At 70.3% G+C, this 20,586-nt stretch carries 22 protein-coding genes; 17 read left to right on the top strand and 5 right to left on the bottom strand.

Going from position 1 to position 20,586, the window contains the following annotated elements; all coding sequences use genetic code 11:
• The first annotated feature begins 78 nt into the window (after positions 1-78).
• From FCN22_RS14420 to FCN22_RS14450, 6 genes are read left to right on the top strand one after another with little or no spacing between them, the layout of a single operon-like run.
• A complete protein-coding gene (locus FCN22_RS14420; protein WP_137122266.1) occupies positions 79-591 on the top strand; it encodes a Na+/H+ antiporter subunit E in 513 nt (170 codons plus the stop codon).
• Positions 588-848 (top strand): MrpF/PhaF family protein, encoded by a 261-nt coding sequence (locus FCN22_RS14425; protein ID WP_137122267.1) that lies wholly within the window; start codon positions 588-590, stop codon positions 846-848. The genes FCN22_RS14420 and FCN22_RS14425 overlap by 4 nt, the downstream gene beginning before the upstream one ends.
• Entirely contained in the window at positions 848-1,249 is a 402-nt protein-coding gene (gene mnhG, locus FCN22_RS14430) for a monovalent cation/H(+) antiporter subunit G (RefSeq protein ID WP_137122268.1), read from the top strand. Before FCN22_RS14425 ends, mnhG begins: the two co-directional genes overlap by 1 nt.
• A gap of 4 nt (positions 1,250-1,253) precedes the next feature.
• On the top strand, positions 1,254-2,525 hold the full coding sequence (locus tag FCN22_RS14440; protein ID WP_202911587.1) for an MnhB domain-containing protein: 1,272 nt from the start codon (positions 1,254-1,256) through the stop codon (positions 2,523-2,525).
• Positions 2,522-2,890, top strand: a complete 369-nt coding sequence (locus FCN22_RS14445; RefSeq protein WP_137122269.1) for a sodium:proton antiporter — start codon at positions 2,522-2,524, stop codon at positions 2,888-2,890. The genes FCN22_RS14440 and FCN22_RS14445 overlap by 4 nt, the downstream gene beginning before the upstream one ends.
• On the top strand, positions 2,887-4,641 hold the full coding sequence (locus tag FCN22_RS14450) for a complex I subunit 5 family protein (RefSeq protein ID WP_137122270.1): 1,755 nt from the start codon (positions 2,887-2,889) through the stop codon (positions 4,639-4,641). The genes FCN22_RS14445 and FCN22_RS14450 overlap by 4 nt, the downstream gene beginning before the upstream one ends.
• A 67-nt stretch (positions 4,642-4,708) precedes the next feature.
• Here the strand turns inward: FCN22_RS14450 and FCN22_RS14455 are convergent, their stop codons facing one another.
• Positions 4,709-5,794 (bottom strand): AI-2E family transporter, encoded by a 1,086-nt coding sequence (locus tag FCN22_RS14455; RefSeq protein ID WP_152185224.1) that lies wholly within the window; start codon positions 5,792-5,794, stop codon positions 4,709-4,711.
• A gap of 324 nt (positions 5,795-6,118) precedes the next feature.
• Here FCN22_RS14455 and FCN22_RS14460 point away from each other — a divergent pair, with 324 nt between their 5' ends.
• Complete coding sequence (locus FCN22_RS14460; protein WP_162308213.1) at positions 6,119-6,865, top strand: sigma-70 family RNA polymerase sigma factor; 747 nt, start codon at positions 6,119-6,121, stop codon at positions 6,863-6,865.
• A gap of 122 nt (positions 6,866-6,987) precedes the next feature.
• Positions 6,988-7,725, top strand: coding sequence for a GAF and ANTAR domain-containing protein (locus FCN22_RS14465; RefSeq protein WP_162308214.1), 738 nt, complete (start codon positions 6,988-6,990; stop codon positions 7,723-7,725).
• 39 nt (positions 7,726-7,764) lie between these two features.
• Here FCN22_RS14465 and FCN22_RS14470 read toward each other — a convergent pair whose 3' ends face one another.
• Positions 7,765-8,922, bottom strand: coding sequence for an FUSC family protein (locus tag FCN22_RS14470; RefSeq protein WP_137122274.1), 1,158 nt, complete (start codon positions 8,920-8,922; stop codon positions 7,765-7,767).
• A gap of 107 nt (positions 8,923-9,029) precedes the next feature.
• Between FCN22_RS14470 and FCN22_RS14475 the strand changes: the two genes are divergently transcribed.
• Genes FCN22_RS14475 through FCN22_RS14485 form a run of 3 tightly spaced genes read left to right on the top strand, consistent with a single transcriptional unit; the run spans position 9,030 to position 12,716 of the window.
• Entirely contained in the window at positions 9,030-10,865 is a 1,836-nt protein-coding gene (locus FCN22_RS14475; RefSeq protein ID WP_137122275.1) for a cytochrome P450, read from the top strand.
• Positions 10,865-11,779, top strand: a complete 915-nt coding sequence (locus FCN22_RS14480) for an SDR family oxidoreductase (RefSeq protein WP_137122276.1) — start codon at positions 10,865-10,867, stop codon at positions 11,777-11,779. Before FCN22_RS14475 ends, FCN22_RS14480 begins: the two co-directional genes overlap by 1 nt.
• 4 nt (positions 11,780-11,783) lie before the next feature.
• The gene (locus FCN22_RS14485) at positions 11,784-12,716 is read left to right on the top strand and encodes a DMT family transporter (protein ID WP_202911588.1); all 933 of its coding nucleotides are present in this window, start codon (positions 11,784-11,786) and stop codon (positions 12,714-12,716) included.
• 8 nt (positions 12,717-12,724) lie between these two features.
• On the opposite strand, the gene FCN22_RS14490 is transcribed toward FCN22_RS14485, so the two are convergent.
• Both FCN22_RS14490 and argG read right to left on the bottom strand, forming a co-directional pair.
• Positions 12,725-13,309 (bottom strand): type 1 glutamine amidotransferase domain-containing protein, encoded by a 585-nt coding sequence (locus FCN22_RS14490; RefSeq protein WP_137122277.1) that lies wholly within the window; start codon positions 13,307-13,309, stop codon positions 12,725-12,727.
• Positions 13,310-13,425: 116 nt separating this feature from the next.
• Complete coding sequence (gene argG / locus FCN22_RS14495; protein ID WP_137122278.1) at positions 13,426-14,841, bottom strand: argininosuccinate synthase; 1,416 nt, start codon at positions 14,839-14,841, stop codon at positions 13,426-13,428.
• A gap of 129 nt (positions 14,842-14,970) precedes the next feature.
• Here argG and FCN22_RS14500 point away from each other — a divergent pair, with 129 nt between their 5' ends.
• The gene (locus FCN22_RS14500; RefSeq protein ID WP_238384747.1) at positions 14,971-15,513 is read left to right on the top strand and encodes a ferritin-like domain-containing protein; all 543 of its coding nucleotides are present in this window, start codon (positions 14,971-14,973) and stop codon (positions 15,511-15,513) included.
• A gap of 100 nt (positions 15,514-15,613) precedes the next feature.
• Positions 15,614-16,342 carry a GAF and ANTAR domain-containing protein gene (locus FCN22_RS14505; RefSeq protein WP_162308215.1) on the top strand — a complete coding sequence of 243 codons (729 nt, stop codon included), beginning with the start codon at positions 15,614-15,616 and terminating at the stop codon, positions 16,340-16,342.
• Positions 16,343-16,400: 58 nt separating this feature from the next.
• On the opposite strand, the gene FCN22_RS14510 is transcribed toward FCN22_RS14505, so the two are convergent.
• Positions 16,401-17,300: a Rieske (2Fe-2S) protein gene (locus tag FCN22_RS14510; RefSeq protein WP_137122281.1), complete on the bottom strand. Its 900-nt coding sequence runs from the start codon at positions 17,298-17,300 to the stop codon at positions 16,401-16,403.
• A 135-nt stretch (positions 17,301-17,435) separates the two neighbouring features.
• On the opposite strand from FCN22_RS14510, the gene FCN22_RS14515 reads away from it, so the two are divergent.
• From FCN22_RS14515 to FCN22_RS14530, 4 genes are read left to right on the top strand one after another with little or no spacing between them, the layout of a single operon-like run.
• Entirely contained in the window at positions 17,436-18,221 is a 786-nt protein-coding gene (locus tag FCN22_RS14515; protein ID WP_137122282.1) for a PIG-L deacetylase family protein, read from the top strand.
• Positions 18,214-18,828, top strand: coding sequence for a class I SAM-dependent methyltransferase (locus tag FCN22_RS14520; protein WP_137122283.1), 615 nt, complete (start codon positions 18,214-18,216; stop codon positions 18,826-18,828). Before FCN22_RS14515 ends, FCN22_RS14520 begins: the two co-directional genes overlap by 8 nt.
• Positions 18,825-19,814 (top strand): acyl-CoA dehydrogenase family protein, encoded by a 990-nt coding sequence (locus FCN22_RS14525; RefSeq protein ID WP_137122284.1) that lies wholly within the window; start codon positions 18,825-18,827, stop codon positions 19,812-19,814. Before FCN22_RS14520 ends, FCN22_RS14525 begins: the two co-directional genes overlap by 4 nt.
• Positions 19,798-20,577 carry a glycosyltransferase family 2 protein gene (locus FCN22_RS14530; protein WP_137122285.1) on the top strand — a complete coding sequence of 260 codons (780 nt, stop codon included), beginning with the start codon at positions 19,798-19,800 and terminating at the stop codon, positions 20,575-20,577. Before FCN22_RS14525 ends, FCN22_RS14530 begins: the two co-directional genes overlap by 17 nt.
• Positions 20,578-20,586: the final 9 nt, after the last annotated feature.

Raw genomic sequence — 20,586 nt, forward strand, 5'->3', positions numbered from 1 at the left:
GATTGCGAGTACCCGCAGGGCACCGGTTCAAACGGCGCTGCCCCGGTGAGCGCGGCGCGATCGGGGTAAGGATCTCGCATGAGGGTCGTCGCAGTGGCCACGTGGTGCTACCTCGTGTGGGTGGCGCTGAGCTGGACGGCAACCGTGGAGTTCGCCGTCGCCGGCCTCCTGGTCTCGCTCGCAGTCGGCCTGGCCCTCAGCCCGCTCGGTCACCTGCCCGGGCCCTGGACCCTCCTTCGACCCCGACGGGCAGCGGCCGTCCTGGCGCTGGGGACCTGGGTCCTCGTCCACTCGACCGCCTCATCGCTGCGGCTCGCGGCACGGATCTGGACCCCCCGCCGTCCCTTGGCCAGCGGGATGGTCATCGTCCCGACCCGGGCCCGCACCGACGCCGAGCTCGCCGCCGTCGGCATCCTCACCTCGTTGGTCGTCGACAGCCAGCTGGTGGACCTCGCCAGGGCCGACGACGAGCTCCAGTTCCACGTCCTGCAGGCCCCAGCGGGCGGCGCCGAGGACGCGCGCCGGGCGATCAACGGTCCCGTCGAGCGGCTGCTCCTCGGTGCCCTCGGACGCCGGGAGGAGTCGACGTGAGCCAGGTCTTCCTGGCCGCAGCACTCGCGGAGCTGGTCCTCACCGTCCTCCCCCTGTGGCGCCTGGCCAGCGGCCCCACGATCGGTGACCGCATCGTCGCCGTCAACCTCGTGGCCACCCAGAGCATGCTCGCGGTCTTCCTGTTCGCCGCCGCGGCGGGCCGTGACATCTACCTCGGGGTGGCCCTCTGGCTCGCGTCCTTCTCCTACCTCGGCACGATGTTGTGGGCGCGCTACCTCGAGCGGGGGCTGCTCTGATGCGCCTGGTCGTCGTGGCGGCTCTCCTCACCATCGGCGTCGGCTTCTCGCTCACGGCGGGCCTGGGACTGATCCGCATGCCCGACGTCTACACCCGGGTCCACAGCTCGACGCTGGCAGCGGTGCTGGGCGCCGTGCCGGTGTTCCTCGCCCTGGTCGTCGGCAAGGGTCCGATCAGCCGGTACGGCGGTGAGTCGCTGCTGGCCTGCATCCTCGTGCTGGTGTTTGCGCCCCTGTCGGCCCACGCCCTGCTACGGGCCACCTACCGCGGCCGGGTGCCGCTCTGGTCGGGCGCGAAGGTCGACCAACCACGTGACCGACTGCGCGGGAAGGACTCCGGAGCGGATGCCGGTGACGAGCCCGACAGCGGTGCCGGCCCCGAGCCGCAGGCACGGGGCTGAGCCGGTGTTCTGGGCTGTCGACTACCTGCTGCTCGCGCTCCTGCTGACCGCCGCGTTCCTGGTGATTCGGCTGCGCAACCTCAACGCGTGCGTCATGGCGCTGTCCGCTCTGGGGCTCCTGCTCACCGTGGTGTTCGTGGTCCTCGGCGCGCCGGACGTGGCCCATGCGGAGGTGGTGGTGGGCGGGGTCGCGTTGCCCACGCTCTTCCTGATCGCGATCGGCAAGGCGCGCACTGAGGTCGCCGAACCCGAGCAGACCAATCTGGAGGAGACCAGCCAGTCGCCGGCACGCTCGTCGACCTCGCTGCGGACCGGCGGGACCGGTGCTCCCGACCTGCTGCGCCACCGCCCCCACGCCGCCGTGCTGTCGCTCCTCCTGCTGGCCGCACTGGTGGTCGCGATGCTCGCGATCCCCCGCGGCGCACGACCCCTACCCGGCATGGCCCGACACGCCATCCAGGTCGCCCTACCGCAGTGGCACCTGACGGAGGTGGTGAACGAGGTGGTCTACGGCACCAGGGCTTTCGACACCTTCGGCGAGACGTTTCTGCTCCTCGCCGCGGTGCTGAGCGTCGTGGTCCTCACCCGGCCGAGAGAACCACGCAGCGGCTACGTGGGCGAGGACGTCGCAGGCCGTCAGGAACAGCTCGAGATCGATCCGCACCTCCGGAGCGGGCCCGACGAGAGGCAGGCACGCGAAGCCGAACGGGAGGAGGAAGGCCTGGGCAGAGGGCCGCTGACCACCGATGCGCAACCGTTCGCCAAACCCTTCCCCGAGCGAGGGGAGGAGATGACCGTGGTGGTGCGGATGGGGGTCCGCGTCGTCGCGGTGCTGCTCACCACCGCCGGCTGCTTCCTCGTCGTGCAAGGGTATACCCCGGGAGGCGGATTCCCCGCCGGGGCAGTGCTGCTCGGCGTCGTGCTGCTCATCTACGTGGCACACGGTTACCACCGGGTCGCGGCCGTGGTGCGCCCGGCGGTCGCCGAGACGATCGAGCTGCTCGGTGCCCTCGCGATCATCGTGCTGCAGTCGCTCGGCCTGCTCCTGCGCGGCTCCTTCACCGCCAACTGGGTCCCGCTCGCCCCGGCGCGCACCCTCCGTAGCGGCGGGATCGCCCAGGCGTTCTCCCTCGGGGAGTTCGTGGTGGTCTCGAGCGGCCTGGTCATCGTCGTGTTCGCCGTGCTGGGTGCCACGCGTGACTGGACCTCCGACGACGACTCGGCCGACTCCGCTGGCCAGGACCGGACGGCTCACGAGGGTGGTGACGAATCGTGATCGTCGCCAACTACGTCGCTGCCGCCCTGCTGTTCGTCCTCGGCCTCTACACCGTCCTGACCCGGCGCAACCTGGTCAAGATGGTCATGGGTCTGTCCCTCATGGAGAGCTCGACCTATCTGCTGATCGTGTCGCTCGCGCACCGACCCCACTCGACCGCGCCGGTCCTGGTCGAACCTCCCCCGGGCCGCACCGCACAACAGCTCGTCACCGGTGACGTCGCCGACCCCGTGCTGCAGAACTTCTGCCTGACCGCGATCGTCATCGGCGTCGCCCTGACCGCCGTGTTCCTGTCGGCCGTCGTGCGCATTGCGCAGCACTACCGAACCCTGGACGCCGATGACGTCAGGGGCATGCGCGGATGACTCCGACGACGCTCGCGAGCCTGACCCCCCTCCCGGTCGTCGTCCCCCTCGCCGGAGCGGTTCTGTCGCCGTTGCTGGCCCGGTGGTCGCTGCGGCTCCCCGTCATCGTGTCCGTGGCCACGACAGCAGCATCGGCGGCGATCCTGTGCCTCTTCGTCCCCACGGTCCTGCACGGCAAAGTGGTCAGCCACTACTTCGGCCACTGGGGTCCGTCACACGGCTCGGTCCTCGGTATCGCGTTCGCCGTCGACGCCTGGGGCCTCATCTTCGCCCTCACCACCTCGGTGGTCGGAGCGGTCCTGCTGCTCTACACCCTCTCGGAACTGGGTCACCTGGGTCCTCGTGAGCTCGGTGGCTACGCCGGTCTGTTCCAGCTGCTTCTCGCAGCACTGGTGGCGGCTGGCCTCACCGCGGACATCTTCAACCTCTTCGTCTGGTTCGAGGTCGCCGGGCTCGCCAGCTATGGTCTGACCGGCTTCTTCCTTGAACGGCCGATCGCCGTGGAGGCGGCGTTCAAGATCCTCGTGCTCACCACGATCGCAGGCTTCCTCATCCTCGTCGGGATCGCGCTGCTGTATGCCGAGCACGGTGCCCTGGGCTTCGGCGCGCTGCGTCACAGCCTGGCGGTCCAGGTCAGCAGCAGCGACCGGATCGCGTTGGGACTGTTGGTCGCCGGCTTTGCGACCAAGGCCGGGTTGATGCCCTTCCACGGGTGGCTCCCTGACGCGCACACCGCCGCGCCCGGTCCCGTCTCGGCCCTCTTCTCGGGGCTCATGGTCAACCTGGGCCTGCTGGCGATCGTCCGGCTGCTCTACCAGGTCTTTCCACTGCATGCGACCCACGGATTGGGCCTGCTCACCTGTCTCGGTGTGGTGTCGGCGCTGCTCGGCGCGCTGCTGGCCCTGGCGCAGGACGACCTCAAGCGAGTGCTCGCCTACGACACGGTGTCCCAGATGGGCGTGCTGGCAGTCGGATTCGGCACCGGCAGCCCGGCAGGCACTGCCGGGGCGACCTACCACCTGCTGAACCACGCGCTCTTCAAGTCGCTGCTCTTCCTCGTCGCGGGGGCGATCGTCCACCGGACCGGCGTGACCAAGCTGTCCCAGCTCGGCGGGCTCTGGCGAAGCACGCCCAGCCTGACCATCGCCTTCATCGTCGGCACGCTGTCCATCGCTGGCGCGCCGCCGTTCAACGGTTACGTCTCCCTGGGACTGATCCACGAAGGGGTGGCCACCACGGGAGAGCATGTGGTCTACGGCGTTATGCTGCTCGCCCAGGTCCTCACCATCGCGGCGTTGGCGCGCGCCGTGTGGCTGGGCTTCCTTCGTCCCCGGCAGTCCGCCTACGAGAACGAGGCGAAGGCACGGCCCGGGATGCTCACGGCACTCGCCGCCCTTGCCGCCCTCTGCCTGGCCTTCGGCGTCCTCGGCGAGGCCGCGCTGTCTCGCCTGATGGCGCCGGCAGCGGCAGGGCTGCTGCATCCGCACGGCTACGTCAAGAGCCTCTTGGCCCCGCCAGTGGCACGCGTTAGCCCCGTGGTGGTCCACTGGTCCTACTGGGAACGCAAGGAACTCGCCATCGTTGTCGTCACGGTTCTGCTCGGCATCTGCCTCGTGCCGCTCTACCTGCGGCGCGACGAACCGCACGCCGTGACGGCGCTGCGCCGGCTGCACTCGGGGTCGGTCAACGACTACGCCGCCTATCTCAGCCTCGGCGCGATCCTCGTCGTGGCCGGCTTCGCGCTGCGCTGAAGCGGTGCTGCGAGTCGGGACAGTTGGTGGGCGATGTCTTCGGTCTCGATGAAGGGACGCGAGCGAATCACCTTGGCCCACGGCCGGACTCGCGCTCCGTCGGACGTGGCTCTGCCGGAGGGTCGCGCGGCTCGGCTGGAACGCCCTCGATGCGCTGGATGGCCGCGTATGCCGCGGCGGTCACCGGCACCGCCACCAGCGCGCCGGGCAATCCGTCGAGGACACCACCCACCGTGATCACCACGGCCACCACGAACGGGTGCAGCCGCACGTAGCGGCCCACGAGGAAGGGCTGCAACACGTGGGCCTCGATCTGGTCTGTCACGAACAGGACCACCACCAGGACGATCGCCCCCGTGGGGCCGGCCGTCGCGAAGGTCACCAGCACCGCGATCCCACCCGCGAGGAGCACCCCGAGCAGCGGGACGAAGCTCCCGAAGAAGACGAGCACCGCCAGCGGCGCCGCCAGAGGCACCCCGAGGAGCAGCAGCGTGACGGCGACGACCACCGTGTGGAAGGCGGCGATCAGGATGGTGCCGCGGATCCACCCGGAGAGTCGACCGAAGGCGCGCTCCGCCGCCTCGTCCACCTGTCGACGCGCCCTGTGCGGGAGGCCGCCCACGATCCATCGCCACATCCGCCTTCCGTCGGCAAGCAGAATCAGCGTGAAGAGCAACGTGAGGACGGCGCCGGTCAAAACCTCGGCGCCAGTGGCCAATCCGGTGAGTGCACCCCGCGCCAAGGTGTCGCGGTGCGACTCCAGCTCCTGGACCACGTGTCCCTGCAAGGAGGTCAGTGTGTCATTGCGAAGGTGCAGCCTCGCGACCGTCCGGCTCAGCTGCTCCACCAGCGTGGGGGCCTCGTCGACGACCTGTTGCACGACCCACGTGATCGTCGCGCCCAGGAGCACCAGGCTGAGGACCACGGTGAAGACCGTCGCCACGACGCGCGGAATGCGGTGCCGGCTCAACCAGCCCGTGACCGGTGACAGCAGCGCGACGAGCAGTAGTGCTGCCACCAGGGGGAGGAACACCAGACCGAACGTCTCGACGATCCGCAGCAGCAGCCAACCCGCGGCGGCGACCATGAGCAACCGCCACGACCACGCGGACAGGTCCCGGAGCAAGGGTGGCACCGGAAGTCGCCCGGACATGCTGTCACCACCGTCCGAGGAAGACACGTGGTGGACCTACCCGTGCACCAGGCCGTCAAAACCGTGAGCACATCTCGCGGCCTGTCGGCGGCAGATTCACCGTCGGCCTCTTGCCAAGGTGGAGAAGTGATGCTTTGATTCAAAACAGGCGAGTCGGTCCAGCAGCGTCGGCCCTCGTGTCCGCTTCTCCCCCGAGGTGGCTCGACCGTGAACCTACTCTCCGCCCGAACCAGTTCCTGCCGCACTCTCCAGTCCCGGACTGTCGAGAGAACTCCCCGCACCGTCGAGAATGGTGTCGAGAATTGTTCCGACGACGTTGACAGCGTGACCGAAGATCTCCTGAGCCGCCTTGCGACAGAGCAAGACCCGGCCCAGATTGAGCTCATCTACGAGCAGTTGGTGGAGCGACACCTCGACCTGGTCAACGCGATCGCCAACCGTTACCGCAGGCGGGGGGTCGAGTGGGACGACCTGGTCCAGGTCGGTCGGCTCGCACTGTGCAAGGCCATCACCGGCTACCGCAGCGGGAGGGGACCCGGTTTCCGCGCGTATGCCGTCCCGACCATCACCGGCGAGATCAAGCGCTACTTCCGTGACCACGTCTGGGACGTGCGACCACCCCGACGGCTGCAGGAGCTCCAGCTGGACCTGCGCGAGTGCGAGGGACACCTCGGCCAGCAACTGGGCCACAGCCCCTCCGACCGCGAGCTTGCCGCCGCCCTCGGGATCGACGAGAGCGCGCTGCGTGACGCTCAGGTTGCGGGGCGGGTGTCGACCACGATATCCATCGATGCCCCAACCGAGTCGGGCTCTGGCACCACGTGGTCCGACCATCTCGCCACACAGGAGAAGTCCTACGACCTGGTCGAGGCCCGGGTACTCCTGCGGCCGGCCGTCGAGGTCCTGTCGCCCAGGGAACGCCGCATCATCTACCTCAGGTTCGTGTGCGGCTGGACCCAGCAGGAAATCGGGCAGACCCTCGGCGTGAGCCAGATGCAGGTGTCGCGACTGCTCAGCCGCATTCTCGGCAAGCTCCGTGCCCAAGTGGTTCCGCGCGCGCGGGCCAGTTGACCCTCGAACGGGCGAAGCGGGTCCGGCGATGGCGTACGGTGGAAGACGCGGACCCTCCTTCGCACGGTGGTCCACGAACTTCGTGTGGACGCCCGGTGGGGCGCAGGTCTCGTGGAGGTGTGGTGGACAACCAGTCCGAGGCGCTCGACCGGGCAGTCGAGTTTGCCCGCATCAGCCGGGAGCTGCACGCCGAGCCCGGCACCGGGCCGACGCTCGACCGCATCGTCGAGCTGGCGGTGGAGTCGATCCCGGCCTGTGAGCACTGCGGTGTCTCTCTGCGTCACAGCGACAACACCGTGGAGACTCCCGCGAGCACGTCAACCATCGTGGAGAAGGCCGATGCGCTGCAGTACGAGTTCGGGGAGGGACCGTGCCTCGACGCCATCTGGTCGCTGGACCTGGTGGTCATCGACGACCTGCGCCAGGAGGGGCGGTGGCCGAAGTGGGCGCCGCGTGCCGCCGACCTCGGTCTCGGCTCGGTGCTCAGTGTCCGCATCCGCGGCGCCAGCGGCACGCTGGGCGGACTCAATTGCTATTCCACCGCCACCCGCGCCTTCGACAGCACCGACGAGGCCGTCGCGAGCATCTTCGCCCGCCACGCAGCCGATGCCCTGGATGCCGCGGAGGAGCGAGCCGGGCTGCGGAAGGCCCTGCGCAGCCGGCAGGTCATCGGAGTGGCCCAGGGTCTGCTCATGCAGCGGTTCAACCTCTCCCTCGACCAGTCGTTCGAAGTGCTGCGCCGCTACTCGCAGAACCAGAACCTGAAACTGCGCGAACTGGCCGAGCAGCTCGTGATCGAGGGGAGAATCCCCACCGACGCCACCGGGCGGCTCGCACTCGATTCCGCCGACGAGGCTTGAGCGGATCACCGAGAACGGGTCGGCCGGCCATGGGCATCATCACTGGTCGCCGTGCCGCTGGGTGTAGGTGTGCAGACAGCGCTTCGCGGTGACCGCCACGGCACCGGCCAGGTAGCGGTCCATCCGGTCGTCGAACTGCTGGTCGTCGACCTGGTCGAGCAGCGCGTCGATGGCCTCGTCGGCCCGTCGCTGCAGCACGCTGCCCGGCGCTGCTCGCTCCGGGGTGTCCAGCACGTCGGCGAGCGCGGCGAGCGCCTTGGCAGAGTCCTGCCGGAGCTGCTCGCCGAAGATGGAGTAGTCCCGGTGCTCGAACTCCATCAGCACCACCCCGAGGTCCTCCACCAGCCAGCTACAGCGTTCGAGGGCATGGCTGACCTCGATGAGGTTCACCTGCACGGGGTCCCACCTGCGGGCCCTCAGGTTGCCGATCTTGGCCCGCTGCGACTGGTGCGCCAGACCACTCATCTCCTCACGGGGAGTGTTCAGCGCGCGGAGTCGCTCGTGCCACAACTCGCGGCCCGGGAGATCGTCCAGAGTCAGCACCTGCACCATCTCGCGCAGCTGCTGCACGAGCAGACTCCTCATGCGGGTGACCGCGATGTCCACCTCGTGCAGTGGCAGCGGGGGAAACACGAAATTCAGCAACAAAGCCACCACGGCACCGAGCGCCACCTGGACGAGGTAGGCCACGGCATACCAGTCCGTGCTCGCCCCCTGCACGGTCAACACGAAGAGCGCGGCCAAGGGGACCCAGGCCCGCTGGGCGCCAAACCACCGGATGCCGCCGAGGACGGTCCCCACGCCGATGACGATGCCCACGGTCAGCGCATTCGGCCAGGTGATCGCCTGCGTGGCCACCGCGAGCAGCACTCCGAGGAGGATCGCGCTGGTGACGCGCATCGCCTCCTTCACCGAATCGCTCACGGCCGGCACCATGACCGTCAGTGCACCCAATGCCGCGTAGTAGGGGTACTGGCCGAGTCCACGCGGCACCCAGGAGCCCAGCTCGTAGGCGAGGCCGGCGGCGACCATCGAGCGCATCGTCAGGCGCAGCAACGGGTGGTGCACGAAGGTGCTCATCCTGGATGCGGTGGCATCGCGCTCGGCATACTCGCGCTCATCTTCGGTCGGCTCAGGCAGCTCCGAGCCGTCATCAGCGGGTTCGGGCACGGCCGAGCCGTCGTCAGTGGTTTTCACAGGACTCCCTTCTACCGGCAGAGGACATCACACGCTGGACGATCGCACCAAGGGGGCAGGGGCAGTCGCCGACGAATGTCTGCCTGTCATCCGGGTAGAGGAGAGACATGCCCCAGGACCAGACCCTCTCGATGCTGCGGCGCGGCTACACCTTCCGTTCGAGCGTCTTCGGCCACGGCGACGACCGTGACGCGGTGGTCATCCGCTTCCTGGGGCAGCCCACCCTCTTCGTCACGGGCGAGACGGGCGCCAGGCTCTTCTATGACGACTCCCGCCTCACCCGCGTGGACGCCGCTCCGGCCGCCGCGGGCAACCTCATCTTCGGCCGAGGTGGCGTGCAGGGACTGGAGGGAGAAGCGCACCAGGCCCGTCGCCGCTTGTTCCTGGACGTGCTGGACCGGGAAGGCGTCGCCCGGCTCACCGACGTGGTGCGCCGCAGATGGCAGGAGGCGCAGTACCACTGGGTCGCCGCCGGTCACGCGTCGTTGCACGGGGCGGCCGTCGAGGTGCTGGGCAGGTCCGCCCTGGAGTGGGCCGGCGTCGACGCTCCTGACCCGGTCCGGACGGCCCACGACCTGGCCGCCATCATCGACGGCTTCGGGTCGATCGGTCTGCGCAACCTCCGGGGCCGTCTGGCGCGTCGACGTTGCGAACAGCTGGCGCGCGACGCCGTCGCCACCGCTCGGCGAACCGCACCGGCCACCGGGATCCGAGCGCGGTCTCCCCTGCAGGCCGTCGCCCACGCCCGCGAGGCCGATGGCTCGCTGTTGGACCTTCGGGTCGCGGGGGTCGAGCTGCTGAACCTGCTGCGCCCGATCGTCGCCGTGGCGTGGTTCGTCGACTTCGCCGCCATCGCGTTGGCCAAGCATCCGCGGTGGAGGGCACGGGTGAGCACCGCTGGCAGCGACGCAGACCGCACCGCCTTCGTCCACGAGATCCGCCGCTACTACCCCCTAGCGCCGCTCCTGGCCGCCCGGGCCAAGAAGGAGTTCAGCTTCGCCGGTTCGACCGTCCAGCCGGGACAGCGGGTGCTTCTCGACATCATCGGGATCAACCACGACCCGCGGCTGTGGAACGCGCCCTGGCGATTCGAGCCCGAGCGGTTCCTGCGCCGCGTACCGGGCGAGTACGACTTCGTCGCCCAGGGCGGTGGGCCCTTCGCCACCGGGCACCGCTGCCCCGGTGAACCGACCACGGTGGCACTGCTGGAAGAGCTCGCGCGAGCGCTCGCCGACCTGCCCTTCCACATCTCCCGCGCCGAGCTGTCGTTCCCTGCGCACCGAGTGCCGACGCGGCCGCTCCGGGGGCCGGTCCTGCGCGACCTCGGAGCCGCCGCGCGACACCCCACCGGCGTTTCCGTCGAGACGAACCGTGAACCCCACGAGGAGGACTGGACCATGAGCAGTCATGCCGACCTGGTCGCTGCCGTCACGGCCCAGCACGGGCAGATCGCCCAGCTGATCAGCCGCACGGCGCAGAGCGAGGGCGAAACACGCCGCGAGGCCTTCGAGGCGCTGCGGCGTCTGATGGCCCTGCACGAAGCCGCGGAACAGGCGACCATCCACCCGCTGGTGACGGCGTCGAACGGCGAGGGATCCGAGGTCGGGCAGGAACGCGTCGAGGAGGAGGACGAGGCGTCGAACCTGATGGAGCGCCTCGAGTCGTTCGACGTGACCAGCTACGAGTTCACCATCCAGGTGCAGCTGCTCGAGGAGGCCGTGACGTTCCACGCCAACGCCGAGGAGACCCGCGAGCTGCCCAGGCTTCGGGATGCTCCGGAGGCGGACCTGCGCCGTGCGATCGGGGCTCTCTCGACGGTGGAGCAGCTGAGCTCCCCGGAGTCGGAGTGGTCGCCGGGGGACCGCTCCTTCGGGGCGATGGTGCGCTCGGCGGCCACGCTGTTTGCGGTGGCGACCACCCCAGCAGACGGGAGGAACGGTTGATGAACGAGCAGCAGAGGGCCGAGCCGGAGGTCTCGCGGCGCGCGTCCGAGCTGACCAACGACCAGGGTGGCTTTTCCTCCCAGGAGCAGGAGCCGCCCGGTTGGACCGGGCAGATGCGTCCCCTCCCCGACCACGGGGAGCAGACGTATGTCGGGCACGACCGCCTGCGCGGACTGCGCGCCCTCATCACCGGTGGCGACTCCGGGATCGGACGAGCGGTGGCGATCGCCTACGCGCGGGAGGGCGCAGACGTCGCGCTGTCCTTCCTGGACGCGGAGCGGGAGGACGCCGAGGACACCGCAGGGATCGTCGAGGAGGCTGGGCGCAAGGCAGTCCTGCTGCCCGGCGACCTGACCGATCACGACACGGCAGCCGGTCTGCCGGAGCGGGCCGCGGGGGCGTTGGGCGGACTGGATATCCTCGTCAACAACGCGGGCTACCAGATGGCTCGTGGCGGAGGCATCGAGGAGATCGACCCGGACCGGCTCGACCGCGTGCTCAAGACGAACCTCTACGCGCTCTTCTGGATCACCCGGGCAAGTGTGCCGCTGTTGGGTCCGGGGTCCAGCATCATCAACACGACGTCGATCCAGGCCTTCGAGCCGTCGGTACCGTTGTTGGACTACGCCTCCACCAAGGCCGCCATCAACAACTTCACCGTGAACCTTGCGGCCGAGCTCGGACCGCGCGGTATCCGCGTCAACGCCGTGGCCCCCGGCCCGATCTGGACGCCGCTGCAGCCGGCGACCCAGGAGGGTGACCACCTCGAGAAATTCGGCGGCGACACGCCGTTGGGCCGGGCGGGCCAGCCCAGCGAGGTGGCTCCCGCCTACGTCTTCCTGGCCGCACCCGCCGAGGCGAGCTACGTGTCGGGCACCGTGGTCGGGGTCACGGGCGGAAAACCGGTCTTCTGACACCGTGCTCGCGGTCTGCGCCACCCTGGCTGTCCTCGCCGCGACGTCGAACGCCACGGCCTCCGTGCTGCAGCGGAAGGCCGCGCGACACACCGACAACGAAGCCGGCATGGGCATCGCCGTGCTGTGGCAGCTCGCGCACCAGAAGGCGTGGATCGCCGGGATCGCGGCGCTGCTGCTCGGCTTCGCCCTGCAGGCGGCGGCACTCGCGACCGGGCCGATCACCTTGGTCCAGCCGCTGCTGGTGCTCGAGCTCGCCGTCGCCCTGCTGCTGAGCGGGCTCGTCTTCGGCGGCAACCTGGGCCGACGGGTCTGGGCCTCCATCCTCGGTATGAGCGCCGGGCTCGCGCTGCTGCTGGTCGGGCTGCGCCCGGTGGCCGGCGACCCCAGGGGCGCATCGACCCTGACGTGGGTCCTCGGCTGCGTCGCCAACCTGGGGCTGGTCGCCGCCCTGACCGTCGCTGGACACCGGGTCTGGGGTGCACGCCGCGCCGAGCTGCTGGGCGTGGCCGCCGGCGCCGGCTTTGGATTCACGGCAGCACTGGTCTCAGGTGTCACCGCGGCCTTCCCCCTCGGGGTGAGCGGGGTCCTCGGCACCTGGCAGACCTGGGCCATGGTGCTGATGGGGCCGGCCGGCTTCTTCATGCTCCAGAACGCGCTGCGGGCAGGCAAGCTCGTGGCTTCGCAGCCGGGACTCAGCCTGGCCAACCCGCTGGTGTCGATCGGCTGGGGGGTGGCCGTCTTCGGCGAACAGGTCAGGGCCGGACCCTGGCTGGTCGCGGAGATCGCCGGGGCCGCCCTCGTGGCGTTCTGCACCATCCAGCTCGCCCGGTCGCCCCTGCTGACCGACGACAGGGCGCAGGACGACTCGGCCCAGGCGGACTCGCCCCCGACCGGGCAGGAGGACTCCTCGCCGACCGGCTCGGCGGGTGGCTGACGGAGTGGCTACGACCGGGGTGGTGACGGCTGGGGCGGTGCGGAGAACTCGGTCACCATCGCGGCGCAGAAGGCCTCGAGGTCATCCGGCTTCCGGCTGGTGACGAGCGGCCAGCCCTCGTCCGTGCACACGCACACCTCCTTGTCGACCCACGTCCCGCCGGCGTTGGTGATGTCGGTGCGCAGGCTCGGAAAGCTCGTGAGGATCTTGCCGTGCAGGACGTCGGCCTCCACGAGGGCCCACGGGCCGTGACAGATGGCGGCGACCGGCTTGCCGGCGCGCACGAACCGGGACACCAGCTCGACCGCCTCCGGCACCAGCCGCAGCCGGTCGGCGTTCGTGGTGCCGCCCGGGAGGACCAGGGCGTCGAAGTCGGCCTCGTCCGCCTCCTTGATGGCCAGGTCTGCCGTGAACTCGTCGGCCTTCTCGACGTCGTGGTGGAACGCCTGCACCACGCCCGCGTCGGGGGCCACCAGAGTGGGCGCGCCGGCGCTGTCGACGACGGCCTGCCACGGGGTGGTGAGCTCGACCTGCTCGACGCCGGAACCGGCCACGAGGAACGCGATCTTCTTGTCTTGGAGTTGTGTACCCATGACCTCTCGCTACCCAATGCCGCGAGGACGACTCGCTCCGGAGCCAACTACCGTGGAGCGCCACCGCGACTGCGACGGCTCGCGACCCTGGCCGGAGTCCCAAGGGGCGGCTCGCGTCAGTCCGTGCCGAACTCCATGGCCGCGCGGTCCAGCGCCTCCGACTCCGCGCTGTCCTCGCCGCGGGATGCGATCGCGTCCGCGCCGCCGCTCTGCAACGCGCCGACCAGCTTGGTGTGGGCGTCGCCCACCATGCCCAGCCCGGCATACTGCTCGAGCTTGGCCCGGGAGTCGGCGATGTCCAGGTTGCGCATCGTGAGCTGGCCGATCCGGTCGACCGGCCCGAACGCCGAGTCGAGCGTCCGCTCCATGGAGAGCTTGTCCGGGTGGTAGCTGAAGGCGGGACCGGTCGTGTCGAGGATCGAGTAGTCCTCGCCGCGGCGCAGCCGCAGCACCACCTCGCCGGTCACGGCCGCGCCGACCCAGCGTTGCAGGGACTCCCGGAGCATCAGGGACTGCGGGTCGAGCCACCTGCCCTCGTACATCAGCCGCCCCAGGCGCCGGCCCTCATTGTGGTAGTTGGCGATCGTGTCCTCGTTGTGGATGGCGTTGACGAGTCGCTCGTAGCCGATGTGCAGCAGCGCCATCCCCGGAGCCTCGTAGATACCCCGGCTCTTCGCCTCGATGATCCGGTTCTCGATCTGGTCGGACATGCCGAGTCCGTGTCGACCGCCGATGGCGTTGGCCTCATCCACCAGGTCCACCGGGCTCGGAAACTCCTTGCCGTTGATGGCGACCGGGCGTCCTTGGACGTAGCGGATCGTCACGTCCTCGGGGAGGATCTCGACCTCCGGGTCCCAGAACTTCACGCCCATGATGGGGTCGACCGTCTCCAGGCTGGTGGCCAGGTGCTCGAGGGTCTTGGCCTCGTGGGTGGCGCCCCAGATGTTGGCGTCGGTGGAGTAGGCCTTCTCCGTGCTGTCGCGGTAGGGCAGCTCGTGCTCCAGCAGCCACTCCGACATCTCCTTGCGGCCGCCCAGCTCGGTGACGAAGTCCGCGTCGAGCCACGGCTTGTAGACGCGCAGCATGGGGTTGGCGAGCAGCCCGTAGCGGTAGAACCGCTCGATGTCGTTGCCCTTGAAGGTCGACCCGTCGCCCCAGATCTGCACGTCGTCCTGGAGCATGGCCCGCACCAGCAGCGTGCCGGTCACGGCCCGGCCGAGCGGGGTGGTGTTGAAGTAGGGCCGCCCCGCCGAGCGGATGTGGAACGCGCCGCACGTCAGGGCGGCCAGACCCTCCTCGACCAACGCCTCCCGGCAGTCCACCAGTCGCGTGAGCTCGGCCCCGTATGCCGTGGCTCGCCCGGGCACGGACGCGATGTCCGGCTCGTCGTACTGGCCGAGGTCAGCGGTGTAGGTGCAGGGAACGGCGCCCTTGTCGCGCATCCACGCGACGGCCACGGAGGTGTCGAGGCCTCCGGAGAAGGCGATGCCGACGCGTTCGCCGACGGGGAGGGAAGTCAGTACCTTGGACACGAGGAAGAGTATGCACTCGAATGCATGATTATGCAACCTCGGTGTGGAAGCATGCGGTCACCCCGATCGGGTAGTCCCTTGGTGGAATCGTGCCCTCGAGGCACCACGCAGCGAGTAGGGAAGGCAACCGTGGCAAACCAGACGAACCAGTTCGAGCTCGACGTCAAGAAGATCCGCGACGAGGCGCGGCAGCACATGGACAAGGGGCCCGTCACCGCGGGCAACACGGCCGACACCGACCGGATGATCGAGATCCTCAACCAGGTCGTGGCGACCGAGATCGTCTGTTACCTGCGCTACAGCCAGCACGCGATCGCGGCCAGCGGCATGGACCGCGCGCAGGTTGCCGCCGAGTTCGTCGAGCACGCCGCGGAGGAGATGCAGCACGGCCAGCGCGCGGCCGAGCGGGTCAGCCAGCTCGGCGGAGCACCGGACTTCGACCCGGCCACGCTGGCGAAGCGCAGTCACACCGAGTACGTCACGGTGTCCGACACCGACCTCGATCGGATGCTCCAGGAGAACCTGGTCGCGGAGCGGATCGTCATCACGAGCTACCAGGAGATCATCCGGTGGATCGGCGACTCCGACCCGACCACGCGGCGGATGATGGAGGACATCCTCGCGGAGGAGGAGGAGCACGCCGACGACCTCAACGACCTGCTCGGCAACTGAGCCGGGGCGTGGGCGATCCACGGGGACCGCGACGTAGGATGGGAACGCCGCGCAAGCAGTGCGCGTCCTTGATCCCTTCGCGTCACGCTGGGAGTCTTCCGTGCACGAGGAACCATCGGGGTTGAACCGCGCAGCTGAGTTCGCCCGCATCAGCAGCGAGTTGCGCGCGCTGCCCGAGGAACAACCCACTCTGGAGCGAATCGTCGAGCTCGCGGTCCAGACCATCCCCGCCTGTGACTTCTGCGGTGTCACCCTCTCCACCAAGGACGGGGTCGAGAGCCCGGCCGCGAGCTCGCGGGTGGTCGAGAAGCTGGATGCCCTGCAGAACGAGCTCTCCGAAGGTCCCTGCCTGTCGGCCCTCTTCGCCTTGGACACCTATGTCATCGACGACGTGGGCGCCGACAAGCGGTGGCCACAGTGGTCTCCCCGGGCCCACGATCTCGGCATCGGCTCCGTGCTCAGCCTGCGGCTGTCCACCCCCAACCAGGTCCTGGGAGCGCTCAACCTCTACGCGGCTGCCACCGCTGCCTTCGATCCCACCGACGTGGCGGTCGCCAGCATCTTCGCGCGGCACGCCGCCGACGCGCTCGACGTCGCGCAGGAGCGCAAGGGGCTACGCATCGCCCTGCGCTCACGTCAGCTCATCGGGGTGGCGCAGGGCATGCTGATGCAGCGCTACGAGCTGACCCTGGACCAGTCCTTCGAGGTTCTGCGCCGCTACTCCCAGGACCAGAACATCCGGCTCCGGGACCTCGCCGAGCAGCTGGTGGCCGACGGCCACATCGCGGACGACCAGGCGAACCCGTTCGCTGCGGTCCAGCCGAGCTGACCCAGCGCGCCGACTCGGTCGTGGTCGCGGGTCCGCTCGAACAGCGTGATGGCCAGGATCAGGACACCGGGTTGGTCCGCAGCGACCTGTCCTCGTCACCCGCGCGCACCTGGACCCGCCCGTCCTGGACCCGCACCTCGAAGGTGGGCATCGGCCGGCTGGCCGGGCCGTGCTGCACAGATCCGTCGCGCAGCAGGAACCTGCTCCCGTGCCAGGGGCACGTGACACAGCCGTCGGCGACCGACCCCTCGTGCAGCGGCCCGCCGCGGTGGCTGCACCGGTCGGCGAGTGCTGCGATCCGGCCCTCACTCCTGACGAGCAGGATCGGCATGCCGTCCGCGTGCACCAGCAGTCCGCGCTCCTGCACCACCTCGGTCTCGGCGCAGACGTCGGTCCACTCCGTCGGGACCACCTGGAAGGCCGTGGTGTCAACACCGACCCCCAGGCCGTAGGCAAGGTGTCCTCCGAGCCACCCGGACGCCATCGCCACGGTGGCGCCACTGAGGCCCAGGGCCGCACCGGCGCGATGCTGCCCGCGCCGACGCGCCGACCAGCTGGCCGCCGAGAGGGTCAGTGCCGTCAGGTTGCACAGGGCGTGCACGAGTCCGACCCGGCGTTCCGCGCCCGTGGTGTCCATCCAGTCATTGGCCCCGGTGGCGGCAGCGGGCAGCGCGCCGAGGCAACCCAGCCCGACGAGCCGCTGTGCCGCGGGACGCCCGGCCACTCCTCCGAACACATCGAGGGCAGCGGCGGACAGCCACGCGCCCACCGGCACCAGGACCGCGGCCGGATGAGCCGGGTGGCCGGTGGGGGTGCCGCTGAGCACGTCGTTGACCGTGCCCCGACCGATGACCTTCGATACCACCGAACCGAGTGGCCCGGTGACGGCGTCCAGCCCCGTCGCCTCTTCGCACGCCCGAACAACCTTCTCGAGGCTCTTGCCCACCGTGGTGATCATTGCCGCCCTCTTCTCGTCGCGTCCTCTACCGGTACCCATCGAGCCGGGCGGCACACGCGCCGTGCTTCGGTATGCTCTCCGGCACGGCGGGTAGGAGTCGGGGCACGACCCTTGTCCGCAGAGAGGCCTCTTCGCATGCACCAGTTCCGCACGCCCTCCGGCCACGCGCCCGGGCCGGCCCAGGTCGTGACCCCCGCGGGTCACCCGGTCGACACCTGGCGCTCCACCGTCGAGGCCGCTGCGTGGCTCGATCCGCGGCAGCTCGCGGCGGCCGGCCGGCGCCTGGTCGCCGTCGCCGCCCACCCGGACGACGAGACGATCGGAGCGGGTCGCCTCATCGCCCACTGGGCCCTGCGGACCGGCCCAGCGCAAGCCATCACCTTCACCGCCGGGGAGAACTGCCTGGCCCACCTCGACGCGCACGTGCCGGGACTGGCGGCGCGACGGCTGCGCGAGTGGCGCGGCGCGGTCACAGCCCTGGGGGCCGAACCCGTCGGCTGCTGTGACGTCCCCGATGGTGCCGTCGCCGCAAGCAGGAACCACCTGGTGGAGGCCCTCGGTTCGCACCTCCACCCGGACGACGTCGTGCTGGCACCGTGGCTGCACGACCCGCACCCCGACCACGCGGCGGCCGGGCGCATCGCCCGGGCGGCCACCGCGCAGATGGGCGCCACCCTGCTGGAGTACCCGGTCTGGATGACCTCCTGGTGCGATCCGGAGGTGCTGGACCGCACGGCATACCGGCTGCGGCGGGTGGGCACCGACGATGCCGACGAGACGGCCCGCCTGACCGCCCTCGCCCACTACGCCTCGCAGCGGCTCCCCCTGCTCCCGGGCCTCACACCGGTGGTCCCGGAGGAGATGCTGCAGCACCACCGCTGCCAGCTGGTCCTGCAGCCCCAGGAGCCGGCCGATGCCTGAGGCTCCGGACTTCGAGGCGCTGTACCGGCGCGACCCGGACCCCTTCCGCGTGCGGACGAGCTGGTACGAGCGGCGCAAGCAGGGCATCGTGCTGGCCAGCCTGTGCCGGCAGACCTACCCGGCCGCGTGGGACGTCGCCTGCGGCACGGGCGACCTCGCCCTCGCCCTTGCGCCGCGCTGCACCCAGCTGCTGGCCACCGACGACTCGGAGCGGGCGGTGCAGCTGACTGCGGAGCTGACGACGGGGACGCAGGTCGACGTCCGCCATCACTCGCTGCCCGCCGACCCGGCCACCTCCGCCCCTCCCACCGGCTCCACCGGCCCCTTCGACCTGATCGTGCTCGCCGAGGTGCTGTACTACCTGACCAAGGAGGCTCGGATGGCCACGTATGCGCTCGTCGACGACGCGGCGAAACCAGTCGCCGAGGTGGTGGCGGTCCACTGGCGGCACCGTCCGCACGACGCCCACCTGTCGGGAGCCGACGTCAACCGAGAGCTGGGCGAGGTGCTCGCGCGGCGGAGGTGGAGCGTTGCGGTCCGCCACGACGACCAGGACTTCGCCCTCACCAGCTGGGTGCGCGAGGCGGCGGGGCAGGAGGCCGGATGATGCCCAGCGAGCTGGCTCCCAGCCCAGATCCGCTGCCGCTGCCGGAGGGCTACGACCGCCACGACCCGACCACCGCCGAGTTGCGCGAGGCCATGACTGCCCTGGCCGGCGAGCGCGACTGGACCCGCCTGACCTGGGCCGGCTTCCTGGAGAGCCTGGTCGCGCTCGGGCGGACCGACATCCCCCTCAGCCGACTCGTGGAGGGACACGTCGACGCGCTGCGGATCCTCGCCGAGGCCTCCGTGCCCGCTCGCCCGGACCAGCTGTATGCCGTGTGGGCCTCCCGTTCGCACGCCACCGGCGTGACTGCCCAGTGGCAGCGCGACGGCCTGGTCCTGTCCGGCACCTTGCGTTTCGCCTCCGGCGCCGGCCTGGTCGACCGCGCGCTCGTGCCCGTCTGGCTGAGCGAGGACCGTCACCTGCTGCTCGACGTGGCGGTCGAGGACTGGCCGGTCGACACCTCCACCTGGCGCACAGCCGCGATGGCCGTGAGCCGGTCACACACGATCACCCTCGACGGAGCGAGCGTGCCCTCGTCGGCCTGCGTCGGTGAGGAGTGCTTCTACCTCGGACGACCGGGCTTCTTCCTCGGGGGCGTCGGTGTCGCGGCCGTCTGGGCCGGTGGGGCCGCGCGGCTCACGGACCTGGCCGTCGAATCCTGCCGGGCCGCACCACCATCGGCCGCACGCGACCAGCGGCTGGGAGACATCCGCACCGAGCTGGCCACCGCGCAGGCGGTCATCCTCGCCGCCTCCCGGAAGACTCCGCCGTATGACGGGGGGTCACCACGGGTGCTCGCGACCGAGGTCCGGGCCGCGGTGGCGGGCGCGGTCCGGCGGCTGGTGGCACACGCGCGCGACCTGGCCGGGCCCGCCGGGCTCGCCTACGATCTCGACCTCACGAGAGGCATCGATGACCTGGACCTCTATGTCCGGCAACAGAATCCAGTCTCCGACGCGGGATACCTCGGTGGCCTCCCCGGTTGACGTCCTCGTCGCCGTGCCGGCCCACGACGAGCAGGACCACATCGACGCGTGCCTCAACAGCGTGGTCGAAGCCGTGGCGCGGGCCCGGGCGGAGGGAGTGGTGGCCGACGCCGTGGTCGGGGTGGCAGCCCACCGCTGCTCCGACCGGACGGCGGCCTTGGCCGGCCGGCTCCTCGCCGAGTCCTCCGTGGAGGGGGCGGTCTGGGAGGACTGGACCTCCGAGACCGTGGGTGAGGTGCGGGACAGGGCGATCCGTCGGCTCACCGGCCGGTGGGGGTCCGGGCAGCGGCAGCGGTGGGTCTTCAACACGGACGCCGACTCGATCGCCCCCGTCGACTGGATCACCACCTGCCTCCGCCTGGCCCACGCCTCCGGCTCGTCCGCTGTCGCCGGCCTCGTCGAGCTGCTCGACTGGGAGGCCTCGCCCCAGGCACGCCACGACTACCGCCGCATCCTCGCCTCCGGTTTGCATGCCACCGGCCACACGCACGTCTACGGCGCCAACCTCGCCATCCGGATGGACGCCTACGCCGCCGTCGGTGGCTTCCCCGCGGTGCTCCACGGCGAGGACCAGGCGATCGTGCAACGACTGCGCCGGGCGGGGCACCCGGTGCTGACCCCGCTGCAACCCGTGGTCCGCACCTCCGGCCGCATGCCCGGCCGGGCCTCCCACGGCCTGGGCGCCCTGTTGCAGACGCTGGTGGGCCAGCATGTCGGACAGACCGCCGTGACCGACCTCCCGCTGGTGCCAGAGACCACCTGAGCAGATCCA

This window comes from Segeticoccus rhizosphaerae, from assembly GCF_005222685.1.
Taxonomy (GTDB): Bacteria; Actinomycetota; Actinomycetes; order Actinomycetales; family Dermatophilaceae; genus Segeticoccus; species Segeticoccus rhizosphaerae.